Source organism: Parasulfitobacter algicola (assembly GCF_013315265.1).
GTDB classification, from domain to species: domain Bacteria; phylum Pseudomonadota; class Alphaproteobacteria; order Rhodobacterales; family Rhodobacteraceae; genus Parasulfitobacter; species Parasulfitobacter algicola.
Genome location: NZ_JABUFE010000001.1, coordinates 544,334 through 560,462, shown reverse-complemented (window position 1 = coordinate 560,462; position 16,129 = coordinate 544,334). Strand labels below are relative to the sequence as shown.

The window sequence follows — 16,129 nt, the reverse complement described above, 5'->3', positions numbered from 1 at the left end:
AACTTAAGCCTGTCCGGGGGCAACGTCCACCTATAGCAGCCAAAGAATAACGCCTGTCGCCAATGCACCAACTGTCAGGATACTGGCCAGTATTGTCATGCGTGATCTGGTCTGTGCTTTTACATCATGGCTGGTAAAGCGTTCATTCGCCTGACAGGATTTATGTCGAGCCGACCAGAAAATCGCAACGGCCGCAAATATGAATATCGTTGCCACGGATTTGGCGATCCATGTGGGTTCAAAATCACCAAAAACCGCCCTTAGACCCAAGGCCAAGGCGACACAGGCCATGCCCGTGCGCATCCACCCTGCGAATGTGCGTTCATTTGCCAAAAGTGTGCGATCTTCGGCCCAATCGGTCCGCTCTTTCGCCATTTCATTGCTGTCTTTGCTCATGCAGGCCAGCTTAGTTAAGCCTGCGGGAAAGGAAAGGGCGCAAATGACGCGCGCCCTATTCCTGAATTTATTGTCCTGCTTTCAATTGGGCGAAGACGCCTTCAACATCGGGCATCATTTCTTCGAATGCATATTGTGCCGCGCGGTCTTTATAGGTTGACGTATTGCGCCCACCCAGCCGAACTTTGCGATCATTCAACGACTCTTGTATCGCCGCATAGGCATATCCGTTCCGCACATCAATCAGGGCCGCTTGTGCCACGATTGTGTTACGTGGCGTACGTTTTCTTTCCCAGCGGCTGGCATTCACGTCATGCACATCAATCTTATAGACCAGCAAATAATCAAAATGCTGGCGCGCGGCCACGTGGCGCAATTCAATCACTGACAGAACATCGCCTTTGTTATTTATAACCGTTTCTGCAATCAGCTGACTGACCGGCGCAAAGGTCCCGTATTGCTGATTTCGTTTTGCAAAATCCTGCATTAGTGCCGCTTCCTTGGCGGGGGCGATCCTAAGACGACCGTTGATTATTCTGGCGACACCGATGCGCGCTGGGAATTTCAAATTCGGCTCAACCTTGGCCGAACGTGCAATACTTTTATCGATCTGCATTTGGCTGCCATCAGAGTTGAGTTTCTGGATATATTGCTCACTTGGCATCGTATTAACGTGCTGCGTGCAGGCTGACAGCCCAAAGCCAATTAGCAAAAGGATCGGGAACAGTTTCATTGTCATCTCCTAAAAATGTGTAAATTGCACATTTCATGAATTCCATTTGACGTCAACGGTAAATGTGCATATTGCACATATTATGAAATCAGTGATTGAGATAACTTTGCGCGCTTTTGTGCGTCTGCTGGTAGCCAAAGGTATTGGCTTTCCCGACGCTGCCGAAACTTTAAAGAAGCTTTATATCAAGGCCGCACAGGATCTGACGACCGACGGCAAACTGACCGACAGCCGCATCAGCGTTATGACCGGGCTGCAACGACGCGATGTGGCGCGATTGCGCAATATACCTGAGCCGGCAGATTCAAAACCAAACCATCAGGTGCGTCTTATGGCCCTTTGGCAGACAGATCCGGCTTATAAGGACCATCCCACTTTGCCCCGCACCGGGCCCGCCCCATCGTTTGAGGCATTGTCGCGCGATATCCGTAAAGACGTGCATCCGAGAACAGTTCTAGAACATCTTTTGACCGCTGACGCCGTTAGCTATGACGCAGACACCGATCACGTCAGGCTGGAACAAAGCTCGTATCAGCCTATGGCAGGGTCCGATGATCAAATGGCATATCTGGCGCAAAACCTGGCCGATCACAGCGAAGCGGCCGTGCAAAACGTACTTACAGAACCGTCGCCCTATTTTGACCGATCCGTTCATTACAATAACTTGCCGAAAGAGGCTGTACTGGCATTGCAAAACGAATATCATCACGGGCAGATGAAATTGTTAAAGGCGCTCAATCAGAAAGCAGCCAGATTGCAAACCGATCAACCCGGATATCGCTTTCGCGCGGGCGGATACTTTTTTCACCAAAAACAGGACACCGAATGAAACGCCTGATTGCCCTAAGCCTTATCCTTCTGCTGGCCAGTTGCGCCCAGCCCACACAAGTCTATCCAACCGAACCTGACGGCGGGATTGGCGGGACCGGCACAAAATCACCTGAAGTAAGATAAAGGTGAGAGGCTGGACAACGACCCAAGCGAGGCTCGTTACGGCTGCTTCCTTCCGGATCTGACCGGGTTGGCGAGGTGCCTGCCCGCGCCAACCTCTCATCGCTGCATATAGGGATGTGCCACAGGATTCGCAAGACTGCATGATGCTCTGCAAATTTGACAGTATGGCTAGAACGTGATCTTCGGCAAATGATCCCATGCCCGAATTTCGGCCTTGTTATGCTTGCCTGACAAGCGCGCGGCAATCACTTGCATGGATAGGCTTGGCAGATCGGTCAGTTGTTTTAATGATCCATCCCGCAATGCACTACGCGCCAGCGTTGCCGGCACCCAGGCAATACCGATACCGTTGCGCGCCAGTTCAAGTGCGGCCGTTGTCAACGCAGTTTCCACACGGCGCGATATGCGAAAACCAGGAAAAATTGCGCGTTCGCATAACTGTCCAAGATACACATCACGCGGATAGGCAACGACAGGCAGTTCGTTAGTTGCATGTTCAAACGTAGCAACAGCGATCAACTGTTCCTGCCCCATATCTATGATATCGAAAACACCATCACGACCGGGCAGTTCATCGGCAGGCGCACGATATGTTACCGCGATTTGGGCTTCTCGCGTGATCAGCTGTGCAAAACAATCGTCCCAATTGGCAGATCGCAGTCGGATTGTCAGATTATCCTGGGTCACAAGGTGTTTTAGGATTTGCGGGGTGTGCGTTGTGGCCAGCGCATGTTGGCTGACCACGATGATATGATTGGCTGCGTTCTTTTCCTGTTGGCGTAAATCATGGACCAGTGACCGTAGTGCATCAGATAATTCGCGTATCCGCGGTTCTTGTTCAGCAGTTGCCGCATTCAATTGTACCGGCTTACGCGTGCGATCGAACAATTCGATCCCTATCGATTCCTCGATCATACGAATGCGTCTGGAAAATGCAGATTGGGTCAGAAATCTGCGTTCAGCCGCTTCGCTGAAGGATCCGGTTTCAACCACTGCCAATATATCTTCTAACCATTCAAGTCGCATAAATTTTCCTAATATGCATTTTTTGCAAGTTATAGCCGATATAATGCATTTGATCAAAGCTGAAACCTTGATAACTATCACATTGCGCATATTATCAAAGGACGTGACCCATGCACCTTGCCCGCTTTCCCAGACTTCACCTTGCCCATTTGCCCACACCGTTGGAACGGCTTGACCGTCTAAGCGCGGAATTGGGTGGCCCTGATATCTGGATCAAACGGGATGACTGCACGGGCATGTCCACAGGTGGCAATAAAACCCGCAAGCTGGAATTTCTGATGGCCGAGGCTGTGGAGCAAGGTGCTGATCTGATTATCACGCAGGGCGCCACACAATCGAACCACGCCCGCCAAACCGCAGGCTTTGCGGCGAAACTGGGCATTGATTGCCATATTTTGTTGGAAGATCGTACAGGATCGAATGACCTGAATTATAACAACAACGGCAATGTCTTTCTGGATGATCTGCACGGTGCAACCCGTGAAAAGCGCGGGCCCGGTCTAGACATGAATGCCGAGATGGAGGCTGTGGCGGATGATATGCGTACCAAGGGTCGCAAAGTCTATACCATTCCCGGCGGTGGATCGAACGCAACCGGCGCGCTTGGATATGTGAATTGCGCCTATGAGATGATTGGTCAGGCCAACGATATGGGTCTGAAAATCGACCACATCACCCATGCGACTGGCAGTGCTGGTACGCAAGCCGGGTTGATTGTCGGTCTGAAAGCCATTCATGCCAATATACCGCTTTTGGGTTTTGGCGTCCGTGCACCGAAAGATAAGCAAGAAGAAAACGTTTATAATCTGGCTGTGAAAACCGCTGATAAAATCGGTGCATCTGGCTGTGTGAAACGCGAAGACGTGGTGGCTGACACGAATTATGTGGGCGAAGGATACGGTATTCCGCGCGCTGATACGATTGAGGCGATCGAGATGTTTGCCCGTTACGAAGGCTTGTTGCTGGACCCAGTTTATTCGGGCAAAGGCGCGGCCGGATTGATTGATTACTGCCGCAAGGGCAAGTTCAAAAAGGGTGAAACGGTTGTATTCCTGCACACCGGCGGTGCGGCTGGGTTGTTCGGCTATCTCTCAGCCTTCGATTATAAACCGCAACCCATCGCGGCCGAGTGATCACGCCCCGGACCATAGGTGTTCTGGGTGGTATGGGCCCTGCAGCGACCGTTGATCTGATGCAACGTGTGATCAACGCCGTGGGTGCCGGGGATGATGCCGATCATGTGCCCATGCTGGTCGATCAGAACCCGCAAGTACCGTCGCGCATTAAAGCACTGATTGATCAGACTGGCGATGATCCGGCACCTGTGTTGATCGCCATGGCCCAACGATTACAGACAGCGGGCGCCAAAGCGTTGGTGATGCCCTGTAACACAGCCCACCATTATGCTGATGCGATTGCAGACAGTGTCGATATTCCATTTCTAAACATGATCCATCTAGCGGCAAAGGCGGCACAAAAGCATGGCGCGGTCGGCGTTTTAGGATCCCCTGCAATCAAGCAGGTCAGTCTTTATGCTAAGGCTCTGCCAAACGCCCTTTATCCAGCAGATCAAGATGCATTGTTGCAGGCCATTCGTATGGTGAAAATGGATGGTCCTACGGATAGTGCACGAGCAATTCTGCAAGCCGCATCAGACGATCTGGCAGCACAGGGGGCGGCTGCTCAGCTGATCGCATGCACCGAATTTTCCCTTATTTCTGATGCGGTGCCCAGCCCTTGTATCGATACGCTGGACGTATTGGTGGATGCCATTATCGACTTTTCATTCAGGAGTGACCGTAATGACGGTTGAATATCTCAAAAAAGCCACGCACACAGCCGATAGCGGCCAGAAAGATGTCAGCGATCAGGTTGCTAAAATGCTGACGACAATTGCGGAAAAGGGCGATCAGGCCGCGATTGACTATGCCCATGAGCTGGATAAATGGGATGGTGAAATTCTGGTATCCAACGACGCGATCAAGGCGGCGGCTGATCAGGTTCCTGATCAGTTGAAGGCAGACATTCGCTTTGCACATAGCAATATTCAGCGATTTGCCGAAGCCCAGCGTAACACCATCACAGATTGCGAGATTGAGATTATTCCCGGCCTGCGTGCCGGGCAACGCACGATCCCTGTGGATGCGGCCGGATGTTATGTGCCCGGCGGACGTTACAGCCATGTCGCCAGCGCAATCATGACGATCACGACCGCGAAAGTGGCGGGTGTGGGCCATGTGACAGCCTGTTCACCCCCACGCCCCGGTATTGGAATTCCACCAGCAATCCTGTTTGCGATGGATATTTGCGGGGCGGATCAAATTCTGAACCTTGGCGGTGTGCAAGGAGTTGCGGCCATGGCGAACGGTCTGTTTGGCTTACCATCCGCAGACATGCTTGTGGGGCCGGGCAACCAATATGTGGCCGAAGCCAAGCGTCTTTTATTCGGTCGTGTGGGCATCGATATGTTCGCGGGGCCAACCGACAGCATGGTGATTGCCGATATCACGTCTGATCCGGAAATCGTGGCGACTGATTTGGTCGGGCAAGCCGAACATGGTTATAATTCACCTGTTTGGCTGGTCACGGATCAACGCGAACTGGCCGAACGTGTGATGCAAATTGTGCCACTTCTGATCGCAGACCTGCCCGAGATTAATCGCCAAAATGCCGAATTAGCCTGGGAAAACTATGCCGAGATTATGCTGTGCGATACGCGCGAAGAAATGGCGCAAACAGCTGATGAATATGCGCCCGAACATCTGCATGTGCAATGCGCCGAACTGGAATGGTGGTTGAACCGCTTGCGTGCCTATGGGTCGTTGTTTCTGGGCGAAGAAACCACAGTTGCGTTTGGCGACAAATCATCGGGTCCAAATCATGTGCTGCCAACATCCGGGGCTGCGCGCTATACGGGCGGATTGTCGGTGCACAAGTTCCTGAAAACTGTCACGTGGCAACAAGCCACCCGCGATGCAGCCCGCCCTGTCGCCGAAGCCACCGCACGCATTTCCCGTCTGGAAGGGATGGAGGGTCATGCCCGCAGTGCCGATATACGTTTGCAAAAATTCTTTCCCGGTGAAGTCTTTCAACTGCACAACGACCCCTAACTTCGCATAAAGCTATATTCGATGCAGCCAAAAGATGGACAGCATTGCATTTGTCCATATATCATTTGACATGTGTCCATACACGGCTTTGATCAAAGTATTTGGCTGTCATAAACTGTTCATAATCAATTAATGGATCGTTAATCCAAGGTTTATGTCAACGCAATCCACTCAGCTTAGACATGTTTTACAACTATCACCTAAGACATGCCGTCTGCTGACAGAACAGTATGAATTTTGCAGCAGACATGACGTGGATACGGAAACAGTTACACGGCTTTACAATGGTATTGATCTGATAGGATTTGATTACAGCCCCCCAAATCTAAGCGGAACTACTATTACTGTCGTGGGGCGTCTGGTCTTAATAAAGGATTTCATATCCTGCTTGGGACCATTCTGATGATGTTTGAGCGAGGGGAATATACGCACTGCAAAATCATCGGCGCGGGTAAGCATGACTGATACCTGCGCGCCCAATCCGCGTTCCTTAATATTGCATAACCATTTATCATGCAGGCTTTGAGTACCAAATCTTTTTTGTTTTGCAGTATGGCGTTAGTGCAAGCTAGATAACTGGATGGTTCCCAAGGCGTTGACTGCGTTTGTTTGATTATTCACCGTGGCTCGCTGGTCGAGTCGGCGACCACTATGAATCTTAGTCAACCTGCCGTTTCACGCCTGATTTCAAATCTTGAACACGAGCTTGGCTTTACGCTGTTTCACCGTGACAGACGCGCATTGCGGCCAACGCAAGAAGGGCAGCGTTTTTTCCGCGAGACAGAGCGTATCCTGGCACGCATGGAGCAGCTTGCGGATATTGCGCCCGATACATTGCTGCAACAACAAATCAAAGTTGCTTTTACCGTTACGGCTGTTGAGCCACGTGTCGGAATGTGCACCTCATCTTCGTTGATTGCAGTTAACTTGGTCGCGCAAGGGTTCGGATATACGATCACAGACAGATTTACAGCTTCCTGCGTAAAGGGGTCGGTTGTTATTCGCCCGCTAAAACGCCATTATCGCTAGAATTTGGTATACTTACCGCAAATAATGCCGTCATCTACAGACGTCTTTATCGAATGTATGAAAGAAGCTTTTGCTTTTATGGCAACGTCGTCCTTTGCCCAAAAAGTAACGCTAACCGATTTAACTGGCGATGTATCCATTCAAGGTGAATTATTGAATTTTGATGGCTCGCACTATATGCTCCGTACCTTTTTGCGCGATCTGAGATTAGATGCAAGCCTTATGCGCTGCGAAGGGGTAGCCTGTCCTGCAGATACGATTGAAGTCTCAGAATTTCGTATTTCAGGCTCAAAGACATTGGGCGAGAAACTAATTCCAAACTTGATCAACGCATACGGCGTCAACAGATTGGGCACATTTGGATCAGTATCCCGTACTCAGGGCCAAAACGGTTCCGTTAATTATGAAGTTCTTTCAACATCAGGCGACATGATCGCAGGCGTGGATGTTGCGGCATCAAATACAACCGATGGGCTGTCTGACCTTTTACAAGGCAATACCGCAATCGCCTTGGCTTCGCGTCCAGCCCGGAACCGTGAAACACGTGCATTCCAAGAAGCAGGGTTTGGCAATATTCGAGCAACTGAAAACGAACATATCGTGGCGTTGGATGGGATTTTGCTGATCACATCCCCGGACAACCCTGTGCGTGCAATCACGCAGCAAAACGCAGCATTGGCTTTTGCAGGCCGGATTACCAATTGGTCAGAACTTGGCGGTCCAAACCAGCCAATCAACATTTATGTGCGCGACGACAACTCTGGTACTCGCGAAGTATTCGATAACCTCTTGATGCGTCCAGCGGGTCTGCAGGTTTCTAACAACGTCCGACTTGCCTCAAGTGATGAGGCATTGTCGCAGATGGTGACCAACGATCCGAATGGATTGGGATTTACTAACTTTACGAATGGTTCAGATGCATCAGCATTGGCGATCGAAGGGGTTTGTGGTCTGCAAACGCCGCCAAACGCTTTTACCATCAAAACTGAAGAATATCCGCTAACACGATTGTTATATATGTATAAGTCTGATCAAGCCCTGCCAGTACATGCAAAAGGACTGTTGGATTTTACAATGTCGGATACAGCGCAAGATCTGATTTCGGAAGCGGGCTTTATCAACCAGTCGATTCGCAAGACATCTATTGATAATCAGGGTCTGCGTGTTGCTTCAGCCGTGGTAGCCAATCGCGACTTTGAAACTTTTCCGCAACTACAAGAGATGATCCAGCAGCTTATCAGCTCTGAACGTCTTTCAACAACGTTCCGTTTTGAAACAGGTTCAAGCCGCTTGGATGCCCGTGCAAAAGACGACATTGTACGTCTGGCACAATTGTTAAGCACTGATGCATATCGCAACAAAGAAGTTGTGTTTGTTGGGTTCACAGATTCGATTGGTAACCCTGAACTAAACCGTGAGCTGTCTGAAAGTCGTGCACAGCAAGTGGTCGATGAGTTGCTGCAAGAAAATGCTAACCTGCAGTCTAGGGTCGCGTTGCGGGCCATAGGGTATGGTGAAATTTCTCCGCTTGGGTGCAATGAAACCAATACAGGCCGCCGTATCAATCGTCGTGTCGAAGTTTGGGTTCGTGATATTTTGGCGCGCAACTAAAGCGTTTACTTATCTTATCAAAGCTCAACCAAGCTGACCCGATGTACGTGTAACATCCTTTGTACGAGGACCCCCAAATGAAATTCTTTCAAACTCTTCTTTTGGCAGCTGCGACTATCCTGCCAATACAGCTTTCAGCCCAGTCGGAATGCGACCCAGGAGAGCGGGTCACCCGCTTTAGCCTGGTCACAGCGCTGCAAGGTCATCCAAAAGGTGAAGCAGCAATCGCCTTCGCCGAACAAATTAACCAAAAACTCAATGGTACACTTTGCGTCGAAGTTTATGGCGGTGGTGATCTGTATAACGATGATGATGTCTTCGGAGCATTGCTAAGTGGTGACGTTCATTTTGCAGCACCAGGCCTTGCAAAATTCGGTCCTTATACCGACCAGTTTGAGTTGTTTAATTTGCCGTTCCTCTTTGATGGCCCACTTCAAGTTATGGCGTTTTTAGAAACTGAGATGGCACAAGATCTGACAGCTGGCATCAGTGATGATGGCTTTGTCGGTCTGGGTTATTGGGCGAACGGGATGCGGCAGTATTCCGCATCTGTACCAATGCGTTTGCCTGGTGATGCAAGTGGGTTAAGTTTTCGGGTATCATCCAGTTCTCCTGTCACTGCAGAAGTGCTGCGTCGGATGAATATAACACCTGTTAAACTTTCTTTCAGCAAAGTTTATGATGCGCTGCGTACCGGCGAAGTGCAAGGACAAGAAAATACCTGGGCCAACATTCAGACAAAAGGTTTCTACCTTGAACAGGCCGCCGTGACTGAGACCAACCATAGCTACATCGGGTATCTTGTTGTGACGTCTCAGTCGTTTCTTGATAGCCTTGATCCGGAAACACGTCAGGCTGTTATTGATATTATGGCGCTTACGACACATGAACGTAATCGATTTGCCTTTGAGATCAATCAGCAGCGTCGGCAGGATATTCTGGATGACGACGGCGTGATCATCACGCTTACACCTGAAGAACTTGCAATCTGGCGCGCTGAAATGAAGCCTGTTTGGGATCAATTCAGATCATCTATCGGACCAGAACTGATTGATGCTGCCGTTGAAATAAACGCAACAGTGGATCCATTTAACTAATATAAGTTAATATCTTGGGGGGCCTTTATATCCCATCCATAGAAAATAATTTTGACCCGACTACTGATGTAGCGGGTCAAATTTAGTTTGTAATAGCCATTTTGAAAAAGATTTTTGGCAATGTCGGGTGCCGGTCTGATTATCAGACCAGAACCCGCAATACTGCATTACTTTGCAAGGTGCCAAACACCACCGACGCCATCGCCATTTGTGTCACCAGGGGCACTGTCGCCAACCCAGAAATAAAGCGGTTCGCCATTTTTGGCCCACTGGCTTGTGCCATCGCGGCGCTTGATGATTGTGAAACCATCACCTGGTGCTTTTGCACCGGCCTGCGCCAGATAAGGGGGCCAGCTGTCAGCGCAGCTGTCATAGCAATTTGATGTGTTGGCGGTATCTTTGTCGAATGTATAAAGTGTCATGCCGTTGGCTGCGGCTAGGGGGCCATGCGCTTTGACATTTGTAACGCTTTCCTGAGGTGTCTCAGTCGAATAATACCCGGCTGCATAAACATCTTCACATCCTGCGACCAGCACACCCAGGGTAATAGCGGCGATTAGTTTCATTTCATAAATCCTTGTGTCATTTATGAGCAGCCATCAGCGGTGCTCTTATAAGGGTTACGCACGGGGTTAGTGTTCTATTCTCATAAAAAGGTTTTATTTTTTTCATGGCAGACGCAGATCGTTTCCGACCCTAGGTGTATTCCCGCAGGAATTGATTGATTTCTTCCATGCAAACCTGCCATGCGGGTTCGTCGCCAAGGATGATATGATTGTTACTTTCCAAGGTCACAAGGCGCGCGTTGGGAATGTTAGCCGCCAGTTCCCGCCCGTGATCAAGGGCAATTCGCTGGTCGCCACGGGCATGCAAGATCAGGGTGGGCACCTTCACCTGTGGCAACAGATGTCTGACGTCGATGTCGCCGAAAGCCTCTTGAAAGCGGACAGCATTTTCAGGCGATGTTGTCTGGCGTTGAAAGTCATCAAACCACGCTAGCTGATCTGCATCTGCATCCGGCATGAATGTTTGCGAAAAGATATGACGATATGCCGGGTTTGCGGTGCCCCAACCCAAACGGGTCAGCGTCAGGACGGCTTCGCGACGTTCGCGTTCTTCCTGTGACATGCCAATACGCCATCCACTGGCATAACCGCCAATCAAAATCAATGCCGACACCCGTTCGGGATGGCGCACCGCATATTCGATTGAAACAGCGCAGCCCTGCGACATGCCCAGTAACGGAAATTGGTTCAGCGACTGGCTGTCTACGACTGTTTCAAGATCATCCACAAATGATTGGTGGCTGATCTCAGGTACGTTCCAATCCGACAGGCCGTTGCCCCGTTCATCATACCGAATGAGCGTATGATTTGCGGCTAATGCCTGAAACGTATTGCCCCAAATCGGGCTTTCCCAGTCAAATTCCAGATGGTTCAGCCAGTTGGCTGTCTTTACCAATGGGGGACCTGACCCCACGTTGGCATAGGCAATTTTTACACCGTCCGTGGCCTTGCAAAACCCGATCTTTTGGCCTTGTAAAAAGCGGGTGATTGGCTTTTTGATAGGGTCATGTGCGCCCGACCAATCTTTCGCGTCTTCGCCCATCAATGTCTTATAATCATCAGCGACGGTTTTTGCGTCATCCTTGCGGTCTAGGGCAGATAGCTTCTGCCATAACGCAAGGGGGGCATCATGGGAAAAAGGATCAAGACGGCACCAGATCCGCAGCCACTTGACGGCTTCGCGATCTGTAATGTCCGGCACTTTTATAAGCTTCTGGATGATACCGCCTCGTAAGCTCTGAAGCTCTTCGCACTCACCCAGCAGCCAAAGTTCGTAATCTTCAGACCCCGGCAGGGCCAGACTTGCCAAAGGTCTTTGTGACAGCAAAATAGCCGCATCGCGCAGCTGTTTTGTCGACGGGTTGGGATGATCATGTATGGTGCGTACGAAATTTGCATCAAGATTGATGGTCGTCATATCCAGATGCACGCAGTCATTGCATGTGATCAGTCGGGACTTATCCCCGTTATTCAACGGCGATCGAAGTTTGCTAAGCGACCACCGTAAGGCACCGCGCGGATCACTGGTATTGTCATAAAACATCTCGCACAGGTGTTCGCGACGATGCGATTTGCCTGTAATGGCAAGATAGGCCAGAAGTGCCCGTGTTTTGCGAGAAGGTATAAGCGACACCTCACTACCGCCTTGATAAAGCGCCATTTCGCCCATTACGTTTATTTCAACGTCATCAAACATTTGTCACACCGACTGATCTTGCAGCAACGCATGGGTTGGCGTGGCGTGGCGTATAGAAGTTGGCAAAACAACAAAACAGGGCGCAAACACTTACCCAATTTAAATAAATTCTATTAATCATTTGATATAAAAGGATTATATCGCCTTCACATACAGTTGTATCTTGCGTTCTGCTGTCCACAGGCTTCATCCATCATAAGTAAATCGCTTACAGGAGTTACGCAGAGCGAACCGATATTATTCTTGAAGGCAGGGATAATTCGCATTTTTTTTAAATAGCGCATACTGCGCACGTCCGGTTTGAGAACAGGGTGAACACAGGTTTGTTGCTTTCAGCGCATGCGGATACTGCTGCTTCAGGCATACACCCAAGCCGGTCGCTTAACCTTTTCTTACGGAATGTCGTGGCTTTACGTCCGGCAAAATGAACCTTTTGGGTCCGAACAAGCACATACAGCAGCATATGCACGTAAAAATGAACCTTTGCGACAGGCCAAAGGCCATCTGCAAGGATTTTACGAACTTGTTAGGAAATATAGTATGGCTAGAAAAATTGATGGAATTTCGTATCCCGATAATGTGCTTGACGTTTTGCGCAGTAGAGCGATCGGACCAGCCTTCAGGGCGTTTGTGAAATCGCGACAGGCCGACGAAAACATCGATTTTCTGGATGACTCTACCAAGCTAAGCCCCCAAGAGCATTTCAAACTTTATTTTACCGAAAACGGTGCAAAATCGATCAATATTACGGCTCCTATACGCGAAAAGGCGAATAAACTGGCCAAAAGCCTGCTTTGGACGAATAAGGCGGGCTGGCATGATGTTTACGGCACCGCACGTCGGGAAGTGATCCAACTTGTTCAAATGAACTTCCTGGATGAATTTTTTCGAACCGATTACTTTCTTGCACAGCACGAACAGAACCTGATGAAGAAAACAAAGGTTCCCGCAAACCTGCTGAAGGATATCGGCGTCAAGAACGCCAATGAACTTTCCGAGGTTATCACCATGTTCCGGTCAAACAAAGACAACGCGATTAAGGCGGCAGACAAGCTTGCCAAGAACCGCGGGTCGCGCGTGGACGGCAAGGAAATTGTTGAGGAACTGGTTAAGAGCAACAAATAAGACCTGAAATAGATTAAAAAACAATATTTTAGCTGTGGTTCAGCCTTTCGAATGGGTTGCAACGATACTGCTGTTGGCCCTAATTGGAGTACCCTTGTGATGAAAATTCTGCCTGGCGTGCTGATTGCACTGTCTATCACCGCAGCTCCGATCATATGGCACTTTGCTGATGCCCAGTTTGCCACACCGCCTGCGGTTGATATGGGCCCGCTTGAAAACGATATCGCGGCATTGCGTGATGAAGTGCAACGTCTGAAAGGCCGCATCGACGGACTTGATGCGCGCACATCTCTTGCGTTTTCAAATGCGACCCAATCCCCTGAACCTGAAAACCGAAATCCCACCGCGTCAGACAGCCTGAAAGATGCTTTTGCGCAGGTGGTTTTGATTGCGGATCGTCGGTCCGCAAATGATGGTCTGACCGTTGCGTCACCGTCATTTTTATCGGGGATATTCGGTCTGCCGCGCACGGATTTGACGGACGATTGCCAACCCGCCACCAATCCGAAACTTAAAGCGCTTCTGTCGACCGAAGATGTCGGGCCGATCCGGGCGCGAATGGTCAACCCGGCACTGGTTTCGCTTCGGCAAGTTTTTGCGAATGTTCAGGTTTTTGAGCCTGAGCTTTATGATCGCATCAAAAGTGCAGGATCGCTTTGTGTGCGATTGATCCGCGGGTCAACCAGTTCTGCATCCGCACATGCCTATGGTCTGGCGGTTGATATCAATATCGACGGTGTTCTGGATGGGCTTGCAGATGGCAAAACGCAGCTTGGCCTGATCCTTCTGGCTGATTTCTTTAAGAAAGAGGGCTGGATCTGGGGCGCTGGTTTTGGCCGCGAAGATTCGATGCATTTCGAGGTAAGCCGCGAGAAGCTGGAACAATGGCGCAGACAGGGGCTGATCTGATTCCGTGAACATCGACACTGCAAGACTAAGGCGGTCGCGCCTGGTATTTGACCAGGACGCGACTTTTGTCATCACGGGGTTACGCGCCTTACGAACAAGGGCACATGCTGCACATGTCGAAAGGCGGAATGTCGAGTGACATCGTCATGGATGCATTCAAGGCAAGCATCACATTCATAAACGGCATAATCGCCAGCTTGGGCGGTGAAAATCGCATATTGAGTGTAGTGCCAGACATTGATCCAGCCATTTGTTCGCCCAACCGGATATCCTCAAGCGGTGGCAAAGCATCAAGTTTGGCGTTCAGAGCCAACGCTGGCAGCGGCGGGATCGGAATTGGAAAGCCACCCCAAAGGCGCAGCATTGAACGTACCCGCTCAATGCCAGCAGGCGAAAAGGCATCCCCGAATGCTTCTTCGATGGTGGCCAGTGACTCTAGCACCATGGCCAGTTTCGTGAGCATAGGCATCGATACGATCAGCTTGGGCGGTGTTAGCCGGGCAAAGCCATTAAGCCGGTTGTTCATCGCAGACATTGCACCAGGATCGCCAAGCGCAGGGATATTCAGCGCAAGCGGCAGGTTAATCAGCTGGGGAAGCCCTGCTAAAATCCGGGCCATGCGAAGTTTTGGCGGCGATAACGCAAACCTGAAGTTATGGCGTATTCGCGCCGGAGGCGGTGCAAGGGATTCAATAGCAAAAGGATCAATCCCAAGACTTCGCAGATCAAGCACCAGACGGGCGATGATCGCAAAATTCAAAAGGGGCTGGATCTTCAGTGTGGTCAGCCAGCCAAGCCGTGGCCAGACATTGCGGTTAAAACTTTCGGCCGCCTGCTGCATTTGAAAGTCCAGCTGCGGCAAATCGTCGATCGCAAAGGTGCCAGCCATCATCGATAGCGTCATAGCGATTTGAGCCATTGCGCCGCCACCAAAGTCGATGTTCGGAAGACGCATCGCTTCAAACCCAGCGGCGATCTGCATATCCAGACGCGCATCAGGGTCCAACGCCGGCATGGCCACAGCAAGCTGTAAGGACAACGGTACTGCCGGTAATGCCAAGCTCATGCTTGGGCTAAATCTGTTCGTAAGTGCGGCGGCAGGTACAGTGCAGAAACAGGGCATTGCGAACCTCAGGTTTCGATAACGATGACGGAAATATTGTCTGCGGCACCGCCATCCAGCGCGATCTGGATCAGATCATCGGCAACAGTTTCGATTGGTGATTGCATTAGGTGGCTATGTAATATGCTGTGATCAGCATATTTTGTCAGACCATCCGAGCAGAGCAGAAAGCGGTCGCCCGGCAAGACATCACCGCGGCGTTTGTCGATCAGCAGCGTTTCATGAATGCCGACGGCGCGTGTGATCTGATTGCCGTGGGGATGATCTTCGGCCTGTGCCCAGGTGATTTGGCCAGCCTCAACCAATTCGCCCACAACGGAATGATCAAAGCTGACCATTTCCAGTTGTGCGTCGCGCAGGCGATACAGACGGCTGTCCCCGGCCCACAGACACATGAAATGTTCACCCGACAAAACCAACAGGACAACGGTCGCGCCAATTGTGACATGGCCACGCCGGGTCGCTTCTTGCTGGATCGTGTGATGTGCTGTGTGCAAGGCGGTGCGGGCTGCGTGCATCACGTCGGCCGGGGCCAGATCATGGGGCAATGCTGTCAGGGCTTGGATAACGGTTTGGCTGGCAAAATCACCACCGTCGTGCCCGCCCATGCCGTCTGATACGACCCACAGCCCAAGCTGAGGAAGGGCCAGAATTGCGTCTTCGTTCACTTTCCGCACAAGCCCTACATGGGTCTTGGCGTTGTAGCGTTTCAGAGTGTTTGTAGAAGAAGATGTCATCTTAGTTGCCTTGGTCG

General features: G+C 50.5%; 17 protein-coding genes and 1 other RNA gene. 10 read left to right on the top strand and 8 right to left on the bottom strand.

What is annotated here, in order from left to right:
- Window positions 1–30 precede the first annotated feature (30 nt).
- Together HRQ87_RS02750 and HRQ87_RS02745 are read right to left on the bottom strand one after the other, a co-directional pair.
- The gene (locus HRQ87_RS02750; RefSeq protein ID WP_174134951.1) at window positions 31–396 is read right to left on the bottom strand and encodes a YidH family protein; all 366 of its coding nucleotides are present in this window, start codon (window positions 394–396) and stop codon (window positions 31–33) included.
- A gap of 67 nt (window positions 397–463) precedes the next feature.
- A complete protein-coding gene (locus tag HRQ87_RS02745; RefSeq protein WP_174134949.1) occupies window positions 464–1,129 on the bottom strand; it encodes a hypothetical protein in 666 nt (221 codons plus the stop codon).
- 82 nt (window positions 1,130–1,211) lie between these two features.
- Between HRQ87_RS02745 and HRQ87_RS02740 the strand changes: the two genes are divergently transcribed.
- Window positions 1,212–1,958, top strand: coding sequence for a DUF6502 family protein (locus HRQ87_RS02740; RefSeq protein WP_174134947.1), 747 nt, complete (start codon window positions 1,212–1,214; stop codon window positions 1,956–1,958).
- Entirely contained in the window at window positions 1,955–2,083 is a 129-nt protein-coding gene (locus HRQ87_RS20415; RefSeq protein WP_281356563.1) for a hypothetical protein, read from the top strand. Before HRQ87_RS02740 ends, HRQ87_RS20415 begins: the two co-directional genes overlap by 4 nt.
- Here HRQ87_RS20415 and ffs read toward each other — a convergent pair.
- Window positions 2,084–2,182: signal recognition particle sRNA small type (gene ffs, locus HRQ87_RS02735), an RNA gene on the bottom strand.
- 69 nt (window positions 2,183–2,251) lie between these two features.
- Window positions 2,252–3,109 (bottom strand): LysR family transcriptional regulator, encoded by an 858-nt coding sequence (locus tag HRQ87_RS02730; RefSeq protein WP_174134946.1) that lies wholly within the window; start codon window positions 3,107–3,109, stop codon window positions 2,252–2,254.
- A gap of 110 nt (window positions 3,110–3,219) precedes the next feature.
- Between HRQ87_RS02730 and cuyA the strand changes: the two genes are divergently transcribed.
- The 6 genes from cuyA to HRQ87_RS02700 all read left to right on the top strand — a co-directional run bounded on the left by cuyA (window position 3,220) and on the right by HRQ87_RS02700 (window position 9,956).
- Window positions 3,220–4,242, top strand: coding sequence for a D-cysteate sulfo-lyase (gene cuyA / locus HRQ87_RS02725; protein WP_174134944.1), 1,023 nt, complete (start codon window positions 3,220–3,222; stop codon window positions 4,240–4,242).
- The gene (cuyB, locus tag HRQ87_RS02720) at window positions 4,239–4,922 is read left to right on the top strand and encodes a cysteate racemase (RefSeq protein ID WP_343035121.1); all 684 of its coding nucleotides are present in this window, start codon (window positions 4,239–4,241) and stop codon (window positions 4,920–4,922) included. The genes cuyA and cuyB overlap by 4 nt, the downstream gene beginning before the upstream one ends.
- Entirely contained in the window at window positions 4,912–6,219 is a 1,308-nt protein-coding gene (gene hisD, locus HRQ87_RS02715) for a histidinol dehydrogenase (RefSeq protein WP_174134943.1), read from the top strand. Before cuyB ends, hisD begins: the two co-directional genes overlap by 11 nt.
- A 651-nt stretch (window positions 6,220–6,870) precedes the next feature.
- A complete protein-coding gene (locus HRQ87_RS02710; RefSeq protein WP_174134941.1) occupies window positions 6,871–7,248 on the top strand; it encodes a LysR family transcriptional regulator in 378 nt (125 codons plus the stop codon).
- 78 nt (window positions 7,249–7,326) lie between these two features.
- Entirely contained in the window at window positions 7,327–8,859 is a 1,533-nt protein-coding gene (locus tag HRQ87_RS02705; RefSeq protein WP_246251642.1) for a phosphate ABC transporter substrate-binding/OmpA family protein, read from the top strand.
- A 77-nt stretch (window positions 8,860–8,936) separates the two neighbouring features.
- The gene (locus HRQ87_RS02700; protein ID WP_174134937.1) at window positions 8,937–9,956 is read left to right on the top strand and encodes a DctP family TRAP transporter solute-binding subunit; all 1,020 of its coding nucleotides are present in this window, start codon (window positions 8,937–8,939) and stop codon (window positions 9,954–9,956) included.
- A 167-nt stretch (window positions 9,957–10,123) separates the two neighbouring features.
- Here the strand turns inward: HRQ87_RS02700 and HRQ87_RS02695 are convergent, their stop codons facing one another.
- A complete protein-coding gene (locus HRQ87_RS02695; RefSeq protein ID WP_174134935.1) occupies window positions 10,124–10,522 on the bottom strand; it encodes a COG4315 family predicted lipoprotein in 399 nt (132 codons plus the stop codon).
- Window positions 10,523–10,652: 130 nt separating this feature from the next.
- Window positions 10,653–12,218 (bottom strand): bifunctional AfsR/SARP family transcriptional regulator/alpha/beta hydrolase, encoded by a 1,566-nt coding sequence (locus tag HRQ87_RS02690; protein ID WP_174134933.1) that lies wholly within the window; start codon window positions 12,216–12,218, stop codon window positions 10,653–10,655.
- 540 nt (window positions 12,219–12,758) lie between these two features.
- On the opposite strand from HRQ87_RS02690, the gene HRQ87_RS02685 reads away from it, so the two are divergent.
- Together HRQ87_RS02685 and HRQ87_RS02680 are read left to right on the top strand one after the other, a co-directional pair.
- Window positions 12,759–13,343 carry a regulator of G-protein signaling domain-containing protein gene (locus HRQ87_RS02685; protein WP_174134931.1) on the top strand — a complete coding sequence of 195 codons (585 nt, stop codon included), beginning with the start codon at window positions 12,759–12,761 and terminating at the stop codon, window positions 13,341–13,343.
- 99 nt (window positions 13,344–13,442) lie between these two features.
- A complete protein-coding gene (locus tag HRQ87_RS02680; protein ID WP_174134929.1) occupies window positions 13,443–14,252 on the top strand; it encodes a M15 family metallopeptidase in 810 nt (269 codons plus the stop codon).
- 88 nt (window positions 14,253–14,340) lie between these two features.
- On the opposite strand, the gene HRQ87_RS02675 is transcribed toward HRQ87_RS02680, so the two are convergent.
- Together HRQ87_RS02675 and HRQ87_RS02670 are read right to left on the bottom strand one after the other, a co-directional pair.
- The gene (locus HRQ87_RS02675) at window positions 14,341–15,318 is read right to left on the bottom strand and encodes a hypothetical protein (protein ID WP_174134928.1); all 978 of its coding nucleotides are present in this window, start codon (window positions 15,316–15,318) and stop codon (window positions 14,341–14,343) included.
- A 65-nt stretch (window positions 15,319–15,383) separates the two neighbouring features.
- Entirely contained in the window at window positions 15,384–16,112 is a 729-nt protein-coding gene (locus HRQ87_RS02670; RefSeq protein WP_174134926.1) for a PP2C family protein-serine/threonine phosphatase, read from the bottom strand.
- Window positions 16,113–16,129: the final 17 nt, after the last annotated feature.

Bases quoted from the DNA above. Each gene is read 5' to 3' on its own strand.
- HRQ87_RS02740 (WP_174134947.1), top strand. From the start codon at position 1,212: ATGAAATCAGTGATTGAGATAACTTTGCGCGCTTTTGTGCGTCTGCTG.
- HRQ87_RS02705 (WP_246251642.1), top strand. From the start codon at position 7,327: ATGGCAACGTCGTCCTTTGCCCAAAAAGTAACGCTAACCGATTTAACT.
- HRQ87_RS02710 (WP_174134941.1), top strand. From the start codon at position 6,871: ATGAATCTTAGTCAACCTGCCGTTTCACGCCTGATTTCAAATCTTGAA.
- HRQ87_RS02675 (WP_174134928.1), bottom strand. From the start codon at position 15,318: ATGAGCTTGGCATTACCGGCAGTACCGTTGTCCTTACAGCTTGCTGTG.
- cuyA (WP_174134944.1), top strand. From the start codon at position 3,220: ATGCACCTTGCCCGCTTTCCCAGACTTCACCTTGCCCATTTGCCCACA.
- hisD (WP_174134943.1), top strand. From the start codon at position 4,912: ATGACGGTTGAATATCTCAAAAAAGCCACGCACACAGCCGATAGCGGC.
- HRQ87_RS20415 (WP_281356563.1), top strand. From the start codon at position 1,955: ATGAAACGCCTGATTGCCCTAAGCCTTATCCTTCTGCTGGCCAGTTGC.
- HRQ87_RS02750 (WP_174134951.1), bottom strand. From the start codon at position 396: ATGAGCAAAGACAGCAATGAAATGGCGAAAGAGCGGACCGATTGGGCC.
- HRQ87_RS02685 (WP_174134931.1), top strand. From the start codon at position 12,759: ATGGCTAGAAAAATTGATGGAATTTCGTATCCCGATAATGTGCTTGAC.
- HRQ87_RS02730 (WP_174134946.1), bottom strand. From the start codon at position 3,109: ATGCGACTTGAATGGTTAGAAGATATATTGGCAGTGGTTGAAACCGGA.
- HRQ87_RS02700 (WP_174134937.1), top strand. From the start codon at position 8,937: ATGAAATTCTTTCAAACTCTTCTTTTGGCAGCTGCGACTATCCTGCCA.
- HRQ87_RS02695 (WP_174134935.1), bottom strand. From the start codon at position 10,522: ATGAAACTAATCGCCGCTATTACCCTGGGTGTGCTGGTCGCAGGATGT.
- HRQ87_RS02670 (WP_174134926.1), bottom strand. From the start codon at position 16,112: ATGACATCTTCTTCTACAAACACTCTGAAACGCTACAACGCCAAGACC.
- HRQ87_RS02745 (WP_174134949.1), bottom strand. From the start codon at position 1,129: ATGAAACTGTTCCCGATCCTTTTGCTAATTGGCTTTGGGCTGTCAGCC.
- HRQ87_RS02680 (WP_174134929.1), top strand. From the start codon at position 13,443: ATGAAAATTCTGCCTGGCGTGCTGATTGCACTGTCTATCACCGCAGCT.
- HRQ87_RS02690 (WP_174134933.1), bottom strand. From the start codon at position 12,218: ATGTTTGATGACGTTGAAATAAACGTAATGGGCGAAATGGCGCTTTAT.